Consider the following 16,325-nt stretch of genomic DNA (forward strand, 5'->3'; position numbering starts at 1 on the left):
TGAGGATCACCAGATGTACGACGGCATCGTCCAGGAGCTGATCGACGAGTTCGGCCGCCTGCCGGGCATCGGCCCGAAATCCGCCCAGCGCATCACGTTCCACATCCTGCAGACGCCCTCCTTCGACGTGAAGCGGCTCTCCGAGCTGCTCGTCGAGGTGCGCGAGCGGGTGCGGTTCTGCGAGATCTGCGGCAACGTCGCGGAGCAGGAGCGCTGCGCGATCTGCCGCGACCCGCGCCGCAATGCCGAGATCATCTGCGTGGTCGAGGACGCCAAGGATGTCGCGGCGATCGAGCGCACGCGCGAGTTCCGCGGGCTCTACCAGGTGCTCGGCGGCGCGATCAGCCCGATCGCCGGCGTCGGGCCGGACGACCTCCGCATCGCCCAGCTGATGACCCGGCTCGCCGACGGCACCGTGCAGGAGGTCATCCTCGCCACGAACCCGAACCTCGAGGGCGAGGCGACGGCGAGCTACCTCAGCCGCCTGCTCACCACCATGCAGATCACCGTCTCGCGACTCGCTTCCGGCCTGCCGGTGGGCGGCGACCTGGAGTACGCGGACGAGGTCACGCTCGGACGCGCCTTCGAGGGGCGGCGCGTGCTGTGAGCAGCATCGGCTTCAGCCGACGAGGCTGGCTGCTCTTCGGAGCGATGTGCCTGCTCTGGGGCGTGCCCTACCTGCTCATCAGCGTGGTCGTGGAGTCGTTCTCGCCACCGGCGATGGTGGCGGGGAGGACCCTCATCGCGGCGCTGCTGCTGCTTCCGTTCGCGATCCGCAGCGGTGCGATCAAAGCCGCGTGGAAGCACTGGCCCTGGGTGCTCGCGTTCGGTCTCGTCGAGATGGCGGGTCCGTTCTTCCTCCTCGGCCATGCCGAGCAATCCCTGCCGTCGGGGCTGACGGGCCTGCTCGTCGCCACGGTTCCCCTGTTCGCGGCGATCATCGCGCTCGGCGGGGGAGACCGGGGCGTGCTGAGCCCTGCGCGACTGATCGGGTTGCTCATCGGGTTCGTCGGCGTCGGCGTCGTGGTCGCGGGACCAGGGCTCACCGGCGGCAAGGTCGACTTCCTCGCGGCGGGGGAGGTGCTGCTCGTGGCGGTGCTCTATGCGACGGCCCCGTTCATCGTCGCCCGCAAGCTCGGTCATGTGCCGTCGATCGGCACGATCACGCTCGCGCTGCTTTTCATCGGGATCCTCTACCTGCCGCTCGCGCTGCTCACTCAGCACACCGTGCCGACCCTGCCGTCGATCGCCGCCCTGATCGCCCTGGGCGTGATCTGCACCGCGATCGCGTTCCTCGCCTTCTTCGCCCTCATCAAAGAGGTCGGCCCCGTCCGCGCACCGCTCTTCACCTACGTCAATCCGGTGATCGCGATCATCCTGGGCGCAATCGTCCTCGCCGAACCGCTCACCCCGGGGCTCATCATCGGATTCCCGCTGGTGATCATCGGGTGCTGGTTCGCGGGAACCGGCGGTCGGCTGCGGCCCAGGGCCACGGTCGACGAGACCGCGGTGGAGCTGACGGCCGAGCCGGTGCCGCCGGCCCCGCGCGACCCTGCCGTCCCGTCGCAGGTCAGAACGACCGACGGATCCCCTTCCACAGAGTGATCAGCAGCAGCACGAAGGCCGCCCCGATCAGGATGTGACCGGCTCCGGCGATCCCCGAGATCGCCTTGGACGCGTCGATCTTCAGCACGTCGAGGATCCCGTGCCAGGCCATCATCGCCCCCGTCACCAGCACGCCGGCGTTGTAGATCCAGAAGAACCAGCGGAACAGACGGCTCGCGGACAGCGTGAACGTCTTCTCGAGGGCGAGCACGATGAGCGTGACGAGCGCGCCGAGCGCGAGCAGGTGCGTGTGCACCAGCGCGAGCTGGCCGCTCACGCCATTCGGGAATCCCTGCGCCTTCGTGAACTCCCGGTAGAACAGGCCCGCCACGAGCCCCAGTGCGATCCAGACGACGGCGGCGACGAACAGCTGGGTGAGAGCGCGTCGCTGTGCGGGCGCGGAGGAAGAGGGGGCGGTGAGGTCGACAGAAGCGGTCATGATCCCAGCATCCGCGTGTCCGCCTCGTTGCGCATCCATCGAACGAACGAGGCCCGACGCTGGGCAGATGCCCCGTCCGCACGGGAGAATCGGAGCATGAGCAGCGCATCCGCATCCGCCCGGTGGCGGATGCTGCGCGGCGCGCGGTTCGCGCTTCACCTCATCACGGTGGTGCTGGTCGTCGTCACCACGGCGCGCGCGGGGATCGAAGGGGCGCTGCTGCCCGTTCTGCTCGCCGCCGCCGTGTATCTCGCCTGGTACGGAGCCGGCGCGGGGTTCGCGCACAAACGCGCCGCGGTCTGGTGGATGCTGGGGCTGCTCGCGATCTGGGCCGGGATGCTCGCGCTGTCCGCGGAGTTCGTCTGGCTCGCGTTCCCGCTGCTGCTGCTCGCCGGGCACGTGCTGCGGCTGCCATGGTCCTTCGCGTTCATGGTCGTGGTGCTCGCCGCCTCGATCGTCGCTCCGATGCTGCATCCGGGCGGGGTGCCCTCGGGGACGCTGCTCGCGCACCTGATCGGACCCCTCGTCGGCGGTGGCTTCGCCTTCGCGGTGTCGCTGGGATATGACGCGATGCTGCGCGATGCGGCCGAGCGGGAGCGCCTCATCGACTCGATGCTGCGTGCCCAGCACGAAGCCGAGCGGCTGCACGACGAGCTCGCCGCGAGCCAGCGCGAAGCCGGTGCCACGCGCGAGCGCACCCGACTCGCCCGCGATCTGCACGACACCATCGCGCAGGAGCTCAGCACGATCGTCATGCTGGCGCGCCTGGATCCGGCGGACTCTGCCTCCGAGGCGCGACCGGATCGCACCGCGCAGATCGAGCAGCTCGCCCAACACTCCCTCACCGAGCTGCGCCGCATCGTCGCGGCGCTCGCGCCCGCGGATCTCGACGAGTCCGCCCTCGCGGCCGCGCTCGCCCGCATGCTCGACGCCCTGCGCGACGAGACCGGCATCACCGGCACGCTGCAGGTGGATCCGGAACTCCCCGCCCTGTCGACGCCGGTCGAGGTCGCCCTGCTGCGGGTCGCCCAGTCGGCGCTCGCCAATGTGCGCCAGCACGCGCAGGCGCAGACGGTCCAGGTCGCGCTGACGTGCGGCGGCGGATCCGTGCGTCTGCGACTCGAGGACGACGGGGTCGGGTTCGATCAGGCGGTGCGCCCCTCCGACGCGTCCTATGGCCTCGCCGCGATGCGTTCGCGGATGCGGGAGGGCGGCGGAGAGTTCACGATCCGATCCGGGCCCGGCTCCGGCACCACGATCGAGGCGACGTTGCCGCTCGGCGCAGGTGCGGGCGTCGGTGACGGCGCGGGTGCGGGTGACGGCACAGGCTCTGGCACAGACCTTGGCGCTGGCCCGGGCACCGACGTGAACGGGGGAGCGGAATGAGCGTCCGGCTGATCATCGTCGACGACCACCCGATCGTGCGCGCAGGGATCCGCGCGGTCGTCGAGGCGCGTGGCTTCGACGTGCTCGCCGAGGTCGGCACGGGAGAAGAGGCGGTCGAGGCCGCCCGTGCGCTGCACCCCGACGTGGTGCTGTGCGATCTGCGTCTCGGCGAGGGCATGGACGGCGTCGCCACGACCGCGGCGCTGCGGGCGCTCCCGGTGCCGCCCGCGGTGCTGATCCTCACCACCTTCGACCACGACGCCCAGATCGTCCGTGCGGTGGAGGCGGGCGCTGCCGGCTACCTGCTCAAGGAGGTCGGCGTCGAAGTCATCTCCCGGGCGATCGTGGACGCGGCAGCCGGATCGACCGTTCCCACCCCGGGCGGGGACGAACGTCTCGTGGCCGCCCTGCGTGCACCGCGCGTCGACCTCACCGCTCGCGAGCAGGAGGTGCTGGCGCTCGTAGCGGAGGGGCTCAGCAACCGCGAGATCGCGGTGCGCCTGTTCGTCACGGAGGCCACCGTCAAGACGCACATCGTGCACCTGCTCGACAAGCTCGGGGCCGAGAGCCGCACGGGCGCCGTCTCCGAGGCCCGCCGCCGCGGCCTGCTCTGACCGCCGAGCCGGCCTTCCCCTCCCACACCTCCCACCCCTCCTATCCCTCCCATCCCTCCCATCCCGGCATCCACTCACGTTTTGGGGCGCACCGTACCGTTTTGGGGCGCGCTATCCCCAGCGAACGCGTCGTCGGGCGCCCCAAACGGCAGGACTGCGCCCCAAACCGCGCCTGAACCTCTGCAGCGTGGATCCGGCCCCTCCGAATAGGATCCGACACCCCGCACCGGATCCGACGCCCCACACCGGATCCGACCTCCGCTGTGGGGGGGCCTGCCCCGCTCGACTCCCGGTTTGGGGCGTGCTGCGACGGTTCGGGGCGCACCGCGCCTGGTCGAGGTGTCGTGGCGCGCCCCAAAACGCCGAGACGCGCCCCAAAAGGGCCGGGTCGTGCCCATACCCGGTGATCACTGCGAACGGCGTCAGCACCCTGCCACCGCCGTCACATACCGGATCCGGCATGGAGTGCGCTCGTAGAATGTGCGGTGGTGCGCCGCCTCCGGCGCCCGGCATCCCCCAGGAGTGATCCGTGGCCCTCATCGTGCAGAAGTACGGCGGCTCGTCCGTCGCGAACGCAGAGAGCATCAAGCGCGTCGCGAAGCGTATCGTCGACACGCGTCGCGCCGGGCACGACGTCGTCGTGGCCGTGAGTGCCATGGGCGACACCACGGACGAACTGCTCGACCTTGCGGCCCAGGTCGCGCCGATCCCCGCACCGCGCGAACTCGACATGCTGCTGTCGAGCGGAGAGCGCATCTCGATGGCACTCCTCGCGATGGCGATCCACTCCATGGGCTTCGACGCGCGCTCCTTCACCGGCCCGCAGGCCGGGATGCGCACCGACAGCCGGCACGGATCCGCACGCATCGTCGAGGTCACCCCGACGCGCCTGCGCGAGGCGCTCGACGAGGGCGCGATCGTCATCGTCGCCGGCTTCCAGGGCATCAACGACGACACGCAGGACATCACGACCCTCGGTCGCGGCGGATCCGACACCACCGCGGTGGCGCTCGCCGCAGCCCTCGACGCCGACGTCTGCGAGATCTACAGTGACGTCGACGGCATCTACACGGCGGATCCGCGCGTGGTCCCGCTCGCGCACAAGCTCTCGCACGTATCCAGCGAGGAGATGCTCGAGCTCGCCGCGAACGGCGCCAAGGTGCTTTACATCCGCGCCGTCGAGTACGCGCGCCGGCACGGCGTCCTGATCCACGCCCGCTCGACCTTCACGTCGAACGAGGGCACATACGTTCTGGGCGAGGGCATGAAGAACCCCCGCGAATCCGAGGGAGAAGCCATGGAAGAGCCGATCGTCGCCGGTGTCGCCACCGACCTCAGCCAGGCCAAGGTCACCGTCGCCGGCGTGCCCGACGTGCCGGGGAAGGCCGCGGAGATCTTCAAGATCGTCGCCAAGTCCGGCGCGAACGTCGACATGATCGTGCAGAACGTCTCGGCCGCGTCCACAGGACGCACCGACATCTCCTTCACGCTGCCGAAGTCCGACGCGTCCGCCGCGCTCAAGGCGCTCGCTGCCGAGCAGGCCGATGTGGGCTTCGAGGGACTCGTGCATGACGACCAGATCGGCAAGCTCTCGGTCGTGGGCGCCGGTATGCGCACGCACTCGGGCGTTTCCGCGATTCTCTTCGAGGCGCTGTCGACCGCGGGCGTGAACCTGGAGATGATCTCGACCTCCGAGATCCGGATCTCCGTCGTCGTCCGCGGCGACGAGCTCGCCGAAGCCGCCCGCGTCGTGCATGCGGCGTACGGCCTGGACGGCGAGGTCGAAGCCGTCGTCGCCGCCGGCACCGGCCGCTGATCCGCCTGCTCCGTTCGGAACGCCCGGCGCCGTTGAGGTCGCACTGTCGCCGTTCGGGTCGCATTATCGGTTCCACCCGTCTCCAGGAAGAGCAGATATTGCGACCTGCAGGCGAGGGGGCCCGTCACTGCGGCGCCCCGGGGTCAGTGAACCCGGTAGAATCGCCCAAACCCTGACATCGGCGCCAGGCGCGGACTGATCCGCCACACCCGGCGACCGCGCCTCCGCCTCGTCCGCCGTCCGGCACCCGCCACGGCACGAAGCCAAGGAAGCATCCCCATGACCCGCATCTCCGACTCAGGAATCTCCGTCGCGATCGTCGGCGCCACCGGCCAGGTCGGCACCGTCATGCGCGACATCCTCGCGGAGCGCTCCTTCCCGATCCGCGAGCTGCGCCTGTTCGCCTCCGCACGCTCGGCCGGCACGGCGATCGACTTCGGCGGCACGCCGGTGATCGTGGAGGACGTGGAGACTGCGGATCCCGCCGGTGTCGAGATCGCGCTGTTCTCCGCGGGCGCCACCGCGAGCCGCGCCTACGCCCCCCGCTTCGCCGCGGCCGGCGCGGTCGTGGTCGACAACTCGAGCGCCTGGCGGATGGACCCCGAGGTGCCCCTCGTGGTGAGCGAGGTCAACCCCGAGGCGATCGCGGACGCCCCCAAGGGCATCATCGCGAACCCCAACTGCACCACGATGGCCGCGATGCCCGTGCTCAAGGCGCTGCACGCCGAAGCCGGCCTCGAGCGCCTGATCGTGAGCACTTACCAGGCCGTGAGCGGATCCGGTCTCGCGGGCGCGCAAGAGCTGCTCGGCCAGGTCGAGGGTGTGCTCGCCCAGGGCGACACCCTGCAGCTCGTGCACGACGGATCAGCGCTCGACTTCCCGCAGCCGGAGAAGTACGTCGCCCCGATCGCCTTCGACGTCATCCCGTTCGCCGGATCCCTGGTCGACGACGGCCTCAACGAGACCGACGAGGAGAAGAAGCTCCGCAACGAGAGCCGCAAGATCCTCGGGCTGCCGGACCTCCGCGTCGCGGGAACCTGCGTGCGCGTGCCGGTCTTCACCGGGCACTCGCTGTCGATCAACGTCGAGTTCGCGAACGACATCAGCCCCGCACGCGCGTACGACGTGCTTGCCGCGGCACCGGGCGTCGTGGTCGAGGAGGTGCCGACGCCGCTGTACGCCGCCGGCAAGGACCCGAGCTACGTCGGGCGGATCCGTGCCGACCAGTCCGCGCCGGAGGGCAAAGGCCTCGTGCTGTTCATCAGCAACGACAACCTGCGCAAGGGCGCCGCGCTGAACGCGGTCCAGGTCGCGGAGCTCGTGGCCGCTCGTCTCGGTGACTGACCTCCGTCACGGCGAATTCCGGTCGCCGGATGGCCGCCACGGCGAATATCGGCGGCCTCGAGGCGAACTAGACTGACCGGGTGACTGAATCCGTCGACGTCGTCCTCATCGGCGGTGGCATCATGAGCGCCACCCTCGGAACCCTGCTCCGCGAACTCCAGCCCGACTGGAACGTCGTCGCCTTCGAGCGACTCGGCGACGTCGCTGAGGAGAGCTCGAACGCGTGGAACAACGCAGGCACGGGCCACGCCGCCCTGTGCGAGCTGAACTACATGCCCGAGGGCAAGGACGGCGCGCTCGATCCGGGGAAGGCGATCGGCATCAACGAGCAGTTCCAGCTCAGCCGTCAGCTGTGGTCGACGCTCGTCGACCGCGGCGTGCTCGACGCCCCCACGACGTTCATCAACTCCACCCCGCACATGACGTTCGTGCGCGGGCAGAAGGACGTGGACTACCTGCGCCATCGCTACGAGGTGCTCAAGAAGCAGCCGCTGTTCGCGGGGATCGAGTTCAGCGAGGACTCCCGCGTCATCAACACCTGGGCCCCGCTGCTCATGGAGCAGCGCCGCAAGGGCGAGCCGTTCGCCGCGACCCGGGTGCCGAGCGGCACGGACGTGGACTTCGGATCCCTCACCCGTCAGCTGTTCGACCACCTCACCGAGGACGACCGCTTCACCCTGCGGCGCAATCACGAGGTCCGCAAGCTCTCGCAGCGCAAGGACGGCACCTGGGACGTCCGGTACCGCAACGTGATCGGGCGCACGCCCGGCACGATCAACGCGCGCTTCGTGTTCGTCGGCGCGGGCGGCTGGGCGCTCAAGCTGCTGCAGGGTTCCGGCATCTCCGAGATCAAGGGCTACGGCTGCTTCCCGATCGGCGGGCAGTGGCTAAAGACATCGAACCCGGCGATCGTCGCCAAGCACCAGGCCAAGGTCTACTCGCAGGCCCCTGTCGGTGCCCCGCCGATGTCGGTTCCGCACCTGGACACCCGTGTCGTGGACGGCGAGACCAGCCTGCTGTTCGGCCCCTTCGCCACCTTCAGTCCGAAGTTCCTCAAGCAGGGCGGGATGCTCGACATCGTGAGCCAGGTGCGCCCGCACAACCTGGGCAGCATGCTCAAGGTCGCGTTCACGAACTTCGACCTGATCAAGTACCTGGTCAGCGAGCTGCTGAAGACGCATCACAAGAAGGTCTCGACGCTGCGCGAGTTCATGCCCACCGCCGCGGACGACGACTGGGAGCTGCTGCAGGCCGGTCAGCGCGCGCAGGTCATGAAGGGCGGCAAGCTGCAGTTCGGCACCGAGGTGGTCGCGGCCGCGGACGGCACGATCGCGGGCCTGCTGGGTGCCTCTCCCKGCGCGTCCACGGCGGTTCCGGTGATGCTCGACGTGCTGCAGCGCTGCTTCCCCGAGCAGTACGGGGAGTGGGAGCCGAAGCTGCAGAAGCTCATCCCGACGCTCGGCGAGAAGCTCAACGACTCCGCCGCCGATGCGCGCGCGTCGATGGGCGCCACGGCGAAGACACTCGATCTGACGGCCTGATCCCGCGCCGTGGCCAAGCTGTACTTCCGCTACGGAGCGATGAACTCGGGCAAGTCCACCGCGCTGCTGCAGGCCGCCTACAACTACGAGGAGCGCGGCCAGCAGGTGCTGCTCGCGAAGCCCGCGATCGACACCAAGGGCGCCACGCAGATCGAGAGCCGCCTCGGCATGACCCGCGAGGTCGACTTCCTCATCGGTGCGGGGGAGGGCGCGAGGGCGTTGTTCCATCTCGATCGCGACCGCGTCCGGCGTGGCGGATCCGACGTCGCCTGCCTCCTCGTGGACGAGGCGCAGTTCCTGGAGCCGGACCAGGTCGACGACCTGTTCCGGGTCGCGGTGGAGGACGACATCCCGGTGCTGGCATACGGGATCCGCAACGACTTCCTCACGCACGCTTTCCCGGGATCCGGCCGGCTGCTCGCGATCGCGCACACGCTCGAGGAGCTCAAGACGATCTGCCGCTGCGGGCGCAAGGCGGTCTTCAACGGCCGGCGGATCGGCGACCGCTTCGTTTTCGACGGCGACCAGGTCGCGATCGACGGCGCCTCGGTCGCCTACGAGTCCCTCTGCGGACACTGCTACCTCGAGGAGTCCGGCGGCCGCCTGGGCTGACCCCCATCTTCCGAGTCGTCCCCATCAGCGCGCCCCAWAGCGTGCGCTGATGGGGACGACTCGGTTGTGGGGAGCTCGTTGCGTGGTCTGACCACAGAGGGTATCGTGTGGTCAGACCACAGGAGGAGCGATGAGCGAACGCAGTGAGGCGACCGCACGCGGGGAGGCGCCCGCACGCGGGGAGGCGCCCGCACGCGGGGAGGCGCCCGCACGCACCTGGCGCACGGTGCTGCAGCACGTCGAACAGCGCCTGCTCGACGGTGAGCTCGGCCCGGGGGACCGGTTGCCGAGCGAGCGCGATCTCGCGGCAGAGCTGGGCGTGGGGCGCTCCAGCGTGCGCGAGGCGATCCGCGTGCTCGAGGTGATGGGGCTCATCCGCACCTCGACCGGATCCGGCCCGCAGGCGGGCGCGATCGTCATCGCCGCGCCCGGAGGCGGCCTGTCCGCACTCCTGCGGCTCCAGGTCGCCGCGCAGGGCTTCCCGATCGCCGATGTCGTGGGCACCCGCCTCATCCTGGAGCAGGCCGTCGTCGCGGCTCTCGCCGGGGGAGCGGGCGACACTGCCGAGGTCCGCCGCCTGCTCGACGCGATGGACGCCGAGCTCGACGCCGCCGACTTCCTCGCGCTCGACGCGCAGCTGCACCTGGCGCTGGCCGAGGCCAGCGGCAACGCGGTCGTCGCCGCGATGATGACGGGGCTGCGCGACAGCATCGAATCGTATGTGCGGACCGGATCCGCGGGGATCGAGGACTGGGCGGGCATGGCGGCGCGGCTCCGCGCCGAGCACCGCGACATCGTCCGCGCGATCGACGAGGGTCGTGCCGACGCAGCGGCTGCGCTCGTCCACGACCACATCACCGGCTACTACGCCGCGACCGGCCTGGCTGGCGCGGGCGACACGACTGTCTGATCGGAAGGACCCACCCATGGTGCAGCGACAGCTTCCCAACCCCGCCGAGATCTTCGATCTGATGAAGTTCAAGGCCCCAGAGCTGGACGGCACGAAGCGCCGCCTCGAGGGCGCCCTGACGATCTCGGACCTGCGCACGATCGCGAAGCGACGCACGCCCAAGGCGGCCTTCGACTACACGGACGGCGCTGCCGAAGGCGAGCTGTCGCTGGCGCGTGCCCGCCAGGCGTTCGAGGACGTCGAGTTCCACCCGGCGATCCTCGCCCCGGCTCCCGAGCTCGACACCTCCACCACGATCCTGGGCGGCCGGAGCGCGCTGCCGTTCGGGATCGCGCCGACGGGATTCACGCGTCTCATGCAGACCGAGGGCGAGTTCGCCGGCGCCGGCGCCGCCGCGGCAGCCGGGATCCCGTTCACGCTGTCCACGCTCGGCACGACCTCGATCGAGGACGTGAAGAAGACCAACCCCGCCGGACGGAACTGGTTCCAGCTGTATGTCATGCGCGACCGGGAGATCTCCTACGGCCTCACCCGCCGCGCCGCCGAGGCCGGCTTCGACACGCTCATGTTCACGGTCGACACCCCGGTCGCCGGCGCCCGCCTGCGCGACAAGCGCAACGGCTTCTCGATCCCGCCGCAGCTCACTCTCGGCACGATCATCAACGCGATCCCGCGGCCGTGGTGGTGGATCGACTTCCTGACCACCCCGAAGCTCGAGTTCGCGTCTCTGTCGACCACCGGCGGTACGGTCGGGGAGCTCCTGGATGCGGCGATGGATCCCACCATCAGCTACGACGACCTCGAGGTGATCCGGGGCATCTGGCCGGGCAAGCTCCTCGTCAAGGGCGTGCAGACCGTCGAGGACGCGCTGCGGCTGAAGGACACGCACGGCGTGGACGGCGTGGTGCTCTCCAACCACGGCGGCCGCCAGCTCGACCGCGCGCCGATCCCGTTCCACCTGCTGCCGCAGGTGCGCAAGGCCGTGGGTGACGACTTCACCGTCATGGTCGACACCGGCATCATGAACGGCGCCGACATCGTCGCCGCCGTCGCGCTGGGCGCTGACTTCACGCTCATCGGCCGCGCCTACCTCTACGGCCTCATGGCGGGTGGGCGCCGCGGCGTCGACCGTACGATCGCGATCCTGCGCAGCGAGATCGAGCGCACCATGCGTCTGCTCGGCGTCTCGTCGCTCGCAGAGCTGGAGCCCCGCCACGTCACCCAGCTCACCCGCATGGTGCCCGTAGCGCCCGCGGCTGCGGCGGTCACGGCGCGCTGACCTCGGGAGCCCCGGAACCCGATCCTGTCGCCGTCCTGGGGCGTCAGGGGACGTCCGGGGCGGCGATGCGCCGTGGGGGTCCCGCTGCCCGGTAGAGCGGGGGCGTCAGAGCGCCTGGGGGGTCGCGGGAGCGGTCCCCAGCCCGGGCAGCAGGGCGTCCAGATGGTCCGCCGTGTCCTCCCAGCCCTCCACGGCGACGCAGGGCACGCCGAGAGCCTTCACGGGGTAGTCGTTGCCGCCCTCGTCGAGGCGGTCGCCGTAGAAGAGCATCTCCGCGAAGGGGATGCCCGTGCGCTCGGCGAGCTCGGTCATGCCGTAGGCCTTGTCGATTCCGGCGCGCGTGATGTCGATCGAGGTGGATCCACCGGAGCGGACTTCGAGATCGGGCACGCGGGGCGCCACGGCATCCCGCAGGGCGGCGCGGCGGGATCCGTCGGGGTCCCAGGCCTTCTTCGCGTCGTGGGGCGCCTTCTGGCCGAGGGCGGAGAAGGTGATCTGCGAGCCGCGGTCCTCGAGGATCGGCCCCCAGGTCTCGCTCTCCCAGAGGCCGAGGCGGCGCGCCTCCTCTTCGAGGGCGCCGAGGGCTGCGGCCTTCTGCTGATCGCTGAGGTCGCGGGCGTAGACGAGAGAGAAGCCGGATCCGTCGTGGCGGAGGTAGCGTGTGCCGCAGGTGGGCAGCAGGTGGATGCGCTGCAGGAGCTCCGTGTCGGCGTCGCCGAGTCGGGCGATGACCTGGGTGCGGAACTGCTCCTCGTTGCCGCCGGAGATGATCGCGACCTCGACGCGRCTCGCGAGAGCGAGGAGGAGATCGGCGATGCGGGCATCGATCGCGGCCTTGGAGGGGGCGAGGGTGTCGTCGAGGTCGAAGGCGACCAGGCGGGGCGTCGTCATAGCGATTCCAGCGTAGAGGATTGGGCTGAGAGCATCGCGGGGGCCGCGGCCGGGGAAGAGGAGAGGGACCGATCCTCTGGATCGGTCCCTCTGTGCTGTCGGGGTGACAGGATTTGAACCTGCGGCCTCTTCGTCCCGAACGAAGCGCGCTACCAAGCTGCGCCACACCCCGCGACAACCGTTCAAGTCTATACGGTGGCGGCCCGAGGGTCGAATCGAGGGGGAACCCGCGCGTGGCGCCGAGGGGCCGAGTCCGTCACGACCGCGGCAGCAGCGTCAGCAGGGTCGCCTCGGGGCGGCACGCGAAGCGGACAGGCGCGTAGATCGAGTGGCCGCAGCCGGCGCTCACATTGAGGGCGACCGTGCGGCCGGCGTGGGACCAGGTGCTGAGGCCCTTCGCCTGCTTCAGGGGGATGTCGCAGTTCGCGACGATCGCGCCGAAGCCCGGGATGCACACCTGGCCGCCGTGCGTGTGGCCGCCCAGGATCGCGTCCGCGCCCAGATCGGTGAACGAGTTCAGTACGCGCTGGTACGGGGCGTGCGTGACGCCCAGCATGGGCACGTCGGCGGGGCGGGGGCCTAGCGCATCGATCGCGGCGGGCAGGGTATTGAGGTCGTCCCAGGCGCGGTGCGCATCATCCACTCCGAACAGGTCGATGCGCTCCCCCGCGACAGTCAGCGAGGCCGCGGTGTTGTCCAGATCCGTCCAGCCCAGGTCGTCCGTGAAGAACGCGTCCATCGCCGCGGTGTCGAGTTTCGGCGTCGTCGCGATACGCGCGGACGGGCCCATGAAGTAGCGGAACGGGTTGCGCGGCGACGGCGCGTACACATCATTCGACCCGTGCACGAAGACTCCCGGCGTTCCCGCGAACGGGGCGAATGCCGCACGGATGCCTTCGAGGCCGCGCTCATGGCCCAGGTTGTCTCCGGTGTTTACGACGAGATCGGGGCGCAGCTCCGCCAGGGAGGCGAGCCAGCGCTGCTTGCGGTGCTGCCAGGGCGCCATGTGCGCGTCGGAGACGTGCAGGATGCGCAGGGGACGGGATCCTGCGGGCAGTGACCGCGCCGTGGCGTGCCGCAGTGTGAAGAGGTAGCGCTCGATGCCGATGCCCCAGGTGGCGGCTGCGACACCGGCGGCCCCCACCGCACCGAGTGCGATGAGGGCCGAACGGTTGGTGCGAGAGGACGTCATCCCTGGCAGTTCTTCTTCACGTAGTTGAGCGTGACGGAGGAGCCCTTAGCGGCGGCCGTTCCTGCCGCCGGAGACGTCGCGGACACGGTGCCGGAGTCGTCGCCATTGCCGGGGGTGCAGGTGCCCTTGGCCGAGTGGAAGCCCGCCGCCTTGAGCGCATTCGCGGCGTCGCCCATGGTCATCCCGACCACGTTCGGCACCGAGGCCCCCTGCCCATTGCTCGGCGAGATCGTGATCGTGCTGCCGGTGACGGCCTGACCGGGACCCGGATCCTGCTGCGCGACCTGGTCAGTCGGCAGATTGCTCTGCACGGCGGCGCCGACCTGCACGGCGAACCCGGCGTTGTCGAGGGTCTGCTTCGCCTGGTCGACGGTCATGCCGACCACGCTGGGCAGGTTCGTGTAGGACTGCTTGAGCAGGCTCTGCACGGGGTCCGGGAAATCCCCGCCCGGGAACAGGCTGTCGGCTGCACCCAAGATGTCGCTACCGAGGTAGTACCGGATGCTCGGCACGTCGATGCCCTGCGTCTCGAAATTGGAGATGTCGACGTCGCCGCTCGCCTGGCCCACCCAGATACCCGTGGTGGACGCGGTGGACGAGGCCATCAGCATGGTCTGCGAGTTGTTGTGCGAACCCGTCTTGCCGATCAGCGCCGTGCCGTCACCGGGGTTCGCCCGGGCGCCGGTGCCGCCATCCATTACGCCCCGCAGCGCATAGGCCGCTGTCGCTGCGATGTCGGGTTCGAGGACCTGGGTGCACTTGGCGGCGGGCAGTGGGAGCGGCACCCCGTCGGGCCCCGTGATCTTGTCGATCGCGTGCGGCTCGCAGCGTGTGCCGTTGTTGGCGATCGTGGCGTAGACCGACGCCATGTCCAGCGGGGCGATGTTCTTGGAGCCGAGCACGTCGAACGGCGCCGGTGCGGAGGCCAGGATGTCGCCCTTGTCGTTGACGATGTTGGCCTTGTTGTTCACGGGGAGCATCTGCCCCTTGTACTCCGTACCCAGGTGGAGCCCCATCCGCGCGGCGACATCATTGATCTCGCAGAGATCGAGTTTCGCCGCCATCGCCAGGAATCCACTGTTCAGAGACTGAGCGGTGAACCGTAGCGGCGTGCCGACGTAGCCACCTGCATTCTGGAAGTTGCCGATCTCGCCGCTGTCGGCGGTCATCGTGTCGTCGCCGCACTTGAACGTCAGCCGCTGGAGGTTGCCGTTCACGGATTCGCGGAGCGAATGCCCCTTCTCCAGCCAGTCGATGAGCGTGAAGACCTTGTACGTCGATCCGACCGAGAACCCGATGCCGCCGCCATGCGCCTGATCCGCGGCGTAGACGATGCCTGTCTGGCCGGTGGTGCCGGTGTCCGTCGTCTCCTCGGTGTACGTGGTGTTCTGCGCGAGGGCCAGGATCCTGCCCGTCTTGGGGTCGACATTGACGGCAGCGGCACCGAAGTCCATGCCGGGGATGGTCGGCGTGGTGCGATCTGCCATGGCGCGCAGCGCGGCGTCCTGCATCGGATAGGAGAGCGTCGTGTAGACGTTCAGCCCGCCGCGCAGCAGCTTGTCGGCGCGATCCTTCGAGGGGCCGAGCACGGGGTCGAGCGAAGAGTCGTTCTGCAGCGTCGAGTACACGTACTTGCAGAAGTAGGCGTTGCCAGCGGCGTCACCGCAGCCTGAGGAGGGGGTCTTGATCGCAGGGGTGATCGGCTGCGCCTTGTCTGCGTCGAACTGCTCCTTGGTGATCTTGCCGAGAGTCTCCATGCGGCTGAGCACGTAATTGCGACGTACCAGGGTGTCGTGGTAGCCGTCGGCCTGCGAGTTCTTGCAGTTCTTGCCGTCCTTGTCGCAGTCGTACGTGCCGCCGGGCAGGTCGATGCGGAAGGCGTTCGGGTTCTGCACCATGCCGACCAGGGTCGCTGCCTGTACGGCATTGAGCTGCGAGGCGGACACGCTGAAGTAGCGCTGTGCCGCCGCCTCGATGCCGTAGGTGGTGCCGCCGAAGTTCACCAGGTTCAGGTACCCGATGAGGATGTCGTTCTTCGAGTACTGCTTCTCGATCGCCGTGGCGTAGCGGATTTCCTGCAGCTTGCGCGCGATGCCCGCGGAGCCGACGGCGGACGCGGCATCCAACCAGCACTGGTTCAGCTTGTCGTCGCGCTTGTCGTCGCTGAGGGGGACACCCTTCTCGCACTCCTGTAGCAGCACGTTCTTGACGTACTGCTGGCTGATCGACGATCCGCCATTCGTCGCGGATCCGCTCACGTTGCCGATGACGGCCTTCAGGGTCCCGGTGATGTCGATGCCGCCGTGCGAATAGAAGTTCTTGTCCTCGCTCGCCAGTAGGGCGTCGTACAGCACGGGGGCCACCTGGTTGTATGTCACCGGGACGCGGTTCTGATCGTAGAAGCGCGCGATCTGCTGCGGCTTGCCGTTCGTATCGATGCCGTAGATCGTGGTCGGCTGCATCGGGCGGTCGACCTTCAGGTTGGAGGGCAGACCCTCGAACAGGTCGATCGACTGTGCGGCGGCAGCACCGGTGACGGCGAACACCGGAGTGACAGTGGCCGTGACGAGCACACCGGCGACGACGCTGAGACCGACAAGGCCGGCCAGGCCGCTGAGCACACCGGTGAGCGTGCGTTTGGTCTGAGGCATACGCTTGATCGTAGGGGAGTTCCCTGAACGCAAACTTTGACGCGC

At 69.4% G+C, this 16,325-nt stretch carries 14 protein-coding genes and 1 tRNA gene; 10 read left to right on the top strand and 5 right to left on the bottom strand.

Annotated elements, in window-relative coordinates:
* Positions 1–13: 13 nt before the first annotated feature.
* Positions 14–607, top strand: a complete 594-nt coding sequence (recR, locus tag AC1DG4_RS04165) for a recombination mediator RecR (protein WP_477376393.1) — start codon at positions 14–16, stop codon at positions 605–607.
* A complete protein-coding gene (locus AC1DG4_RS04170; protein ID WP_477376395.1) occupies positions 604–1,605 on the top strand; it encodes a DMT family transporter in 1,002 nt (333 codons plus the stop codon). The genes recR and AC1DG4_RS04170 overlap by 4 nt, the downstream gene beginning before the upstream one ends.
* On the opposite strand, the gene AC1DG4_RS04175 is transcribed toward AC1DG4_RS04170, so the two are convergent.
* Complete coding sequence (locus AC1DG4_RS04175) at positions 1,571–2,044, bottom strand: DUF2871 domain-containing protein (RefSeq protein WP_477376397.1); 474 nt, start codon at positions 2,042–2,044, stop codon at positions 1,571–1,573. The two genes, AC1DG4_RS04170 and AC1DG4_RS04175, sit on opposite strands and share 35 nt — an antisense overlap.
* Before the next feature lie 96 nt (positions 2,045–2,140).
* Here AC1DG4_RS04175 and AC1DG4_RS04180 point away from each other — a divergent pair, with 96 nt between their 5' ends.
* From AC1DG4_RS04180 to AC1DG4_RS04215, 8 genes are all read left to right on the top strand, one after another.
* Positions 2,141–3,430: a sensor histidine kinase gene (locus AC1DG4_RS04180; protein ID WP_477376399.1), complete on the top strand. Its 1,290-nt coding sequence runs from the start codon at positions 2,141–2,143 to the stop codon at positions 3,428–3,430.
* A complete protein-coding gene (locus AC1DG4_RS04185) occupies positions 3,427–4,044 on the top strand; it encodes a response regulator (RefSeq protein WP_477376401.1) in 618 nt (205 codons plus the stop codon). Before AC1DG4_RS04180 ends, AC1DG4_RS04185 begins: the two co-directional genes overlap by 4 nt.
* Positions 4,045–4,573: 529 nt before the next feature.
* Positions 4,574–5,860 carry an aspartate kinase gene (locus AC1DG4_RS04190; RefSeq protein ID WP_477376403.1) on the top strand — a complete coding sequence of 429 codons (1,287 nt, stop codon included), beginning with the start codon at positions 4,574–4,576 and terminating at the stop codon, positions 5,858–5,860.
* A 279-nt stretch (positions 5,861–6,139) separates the two neighbouring features.
* Positions 6,140–7,204 carry an aspartate-semialdehyde dehydrogenase gene (locus AC1DG4_RS04195; protein ID WP_477376404.1) on the top strand — a complete coding sequence of 355 codons (1,065 nt, stop codon included), beginning with the start codon at positions 6,140–6,142 and terminating at the stop codon, positions 7,202–7,204.
* Positions 7,205–7,284: 80 nt separating this feature from the next.
* Positions 7,285–8,745: a malate dehydrogenase (quinone) gene (gene mqo, locus AC1DG4_RS04200; protein WP_477421089.1), complete on the top strand. Its 1,461-nt coding sequence runs from the start codon at positions 7,285–7,287 to the stop codon at positions 8,743–8,745.
* Positions 8,746–8,754: 9 nt separating this feature from the next.
* A complete protein-coding gene (locus AC1DG4_RS04205; RefSeq protein WP_477376408.1) occupies positions 8,755–9,357 on the top strand; it encodes a thymidine kinase in 603 nt (200 codons plus the stop codon).
* 130 nt (positions 9,358–9,487) lie between these two features.
* Complete coding sequence (locus tag AC1DG4_RS04210; RefSeq protein ID WP_477376410.1) at positions 9,488–10,267, top strand: FadR/GntR family transcriptional regulator; 780 nt, start codon at positions 9,488–9,490, stop codon at positions 10,265–10,267.
* 16 nt (positions 10,268–10,283) lie between these two features.
* Positions 10,284–11,546: an alpha-hydroxy acid oxidase gene (locus AC1DG4_RS04215; RefSeq protein ID WP_477376412.1), complete on the top strand. Its 1,263-nt coding sequence runs from the start codon at positions 10,284–10,286 to the stop codon at positions 11,544–11,546.
* A 105-nt stretch (positions 11,547–11,651) separates the two neighbouring features.
* Here AC1DG4_RS04215 and AC1DG4_RS04220 read toward each other — a convergent pair whose 3' ends face one another.
* The 4 genes from AC1DG4_RS04220 to AC1DG4_RS04235 all read right to left on the bottom strand — a co-directional run bounded on the left by AC1DG4_RS04220 (position 11,652) and on the right by AC1DG4_RS04235 (position 16,280).
* Positions 11,652–12,437, bottom strand: a complete 786-nt coding sequence (locus tag AC1DG4_RS04220) for an HAD-IIB family hydrolase (protein ID WP_477376414.1) — start codon at positions 12,435–12,437, stop codon at positions 11,652–11,654.
* 98 nt (positions 12,438–12,535) lie between these two features.
* Positions 12,536–12,609 (bottom strand) — tRNA-Pro (locus tag AC1DG4_RS04225).
* Between the two features lie 84 nt (positions 12,610–12,693).
* Positions 12,694–13,629 carry a metallophosphoesterase gene (locus AC1DG4_RS04230; RefSeq protein ID WP_477376416.1) on the bottom strand — a complete coding sequence of 312 codons (936 nt, stop codon included), beginning with the start codon at positions 13,627–13,629 and terminating at the stop codon, positions 12,694–12,696.
* A complete protein-coding gene (locus AC1DG4_RS04235; protein ID WP_477376418.1) occupies positions 13,626–16,280 on the bottom strand; it encodes a transglycosylase domain-containing protein in 2,655 nt (884 codons plus the stop codon). The genes AC1DG4_RS04230 and AC1DG4_RS04235 overlap by 4 nt, the downstream gene beginning before the upstream one ends.
* Between the last annotated feature and the right edge of the window lie 45 nt (positions 16,281–16,325).

The sequence above is a fragment of the Microbacterium sp. 05N427 genome (assembly GCF_056397105.1).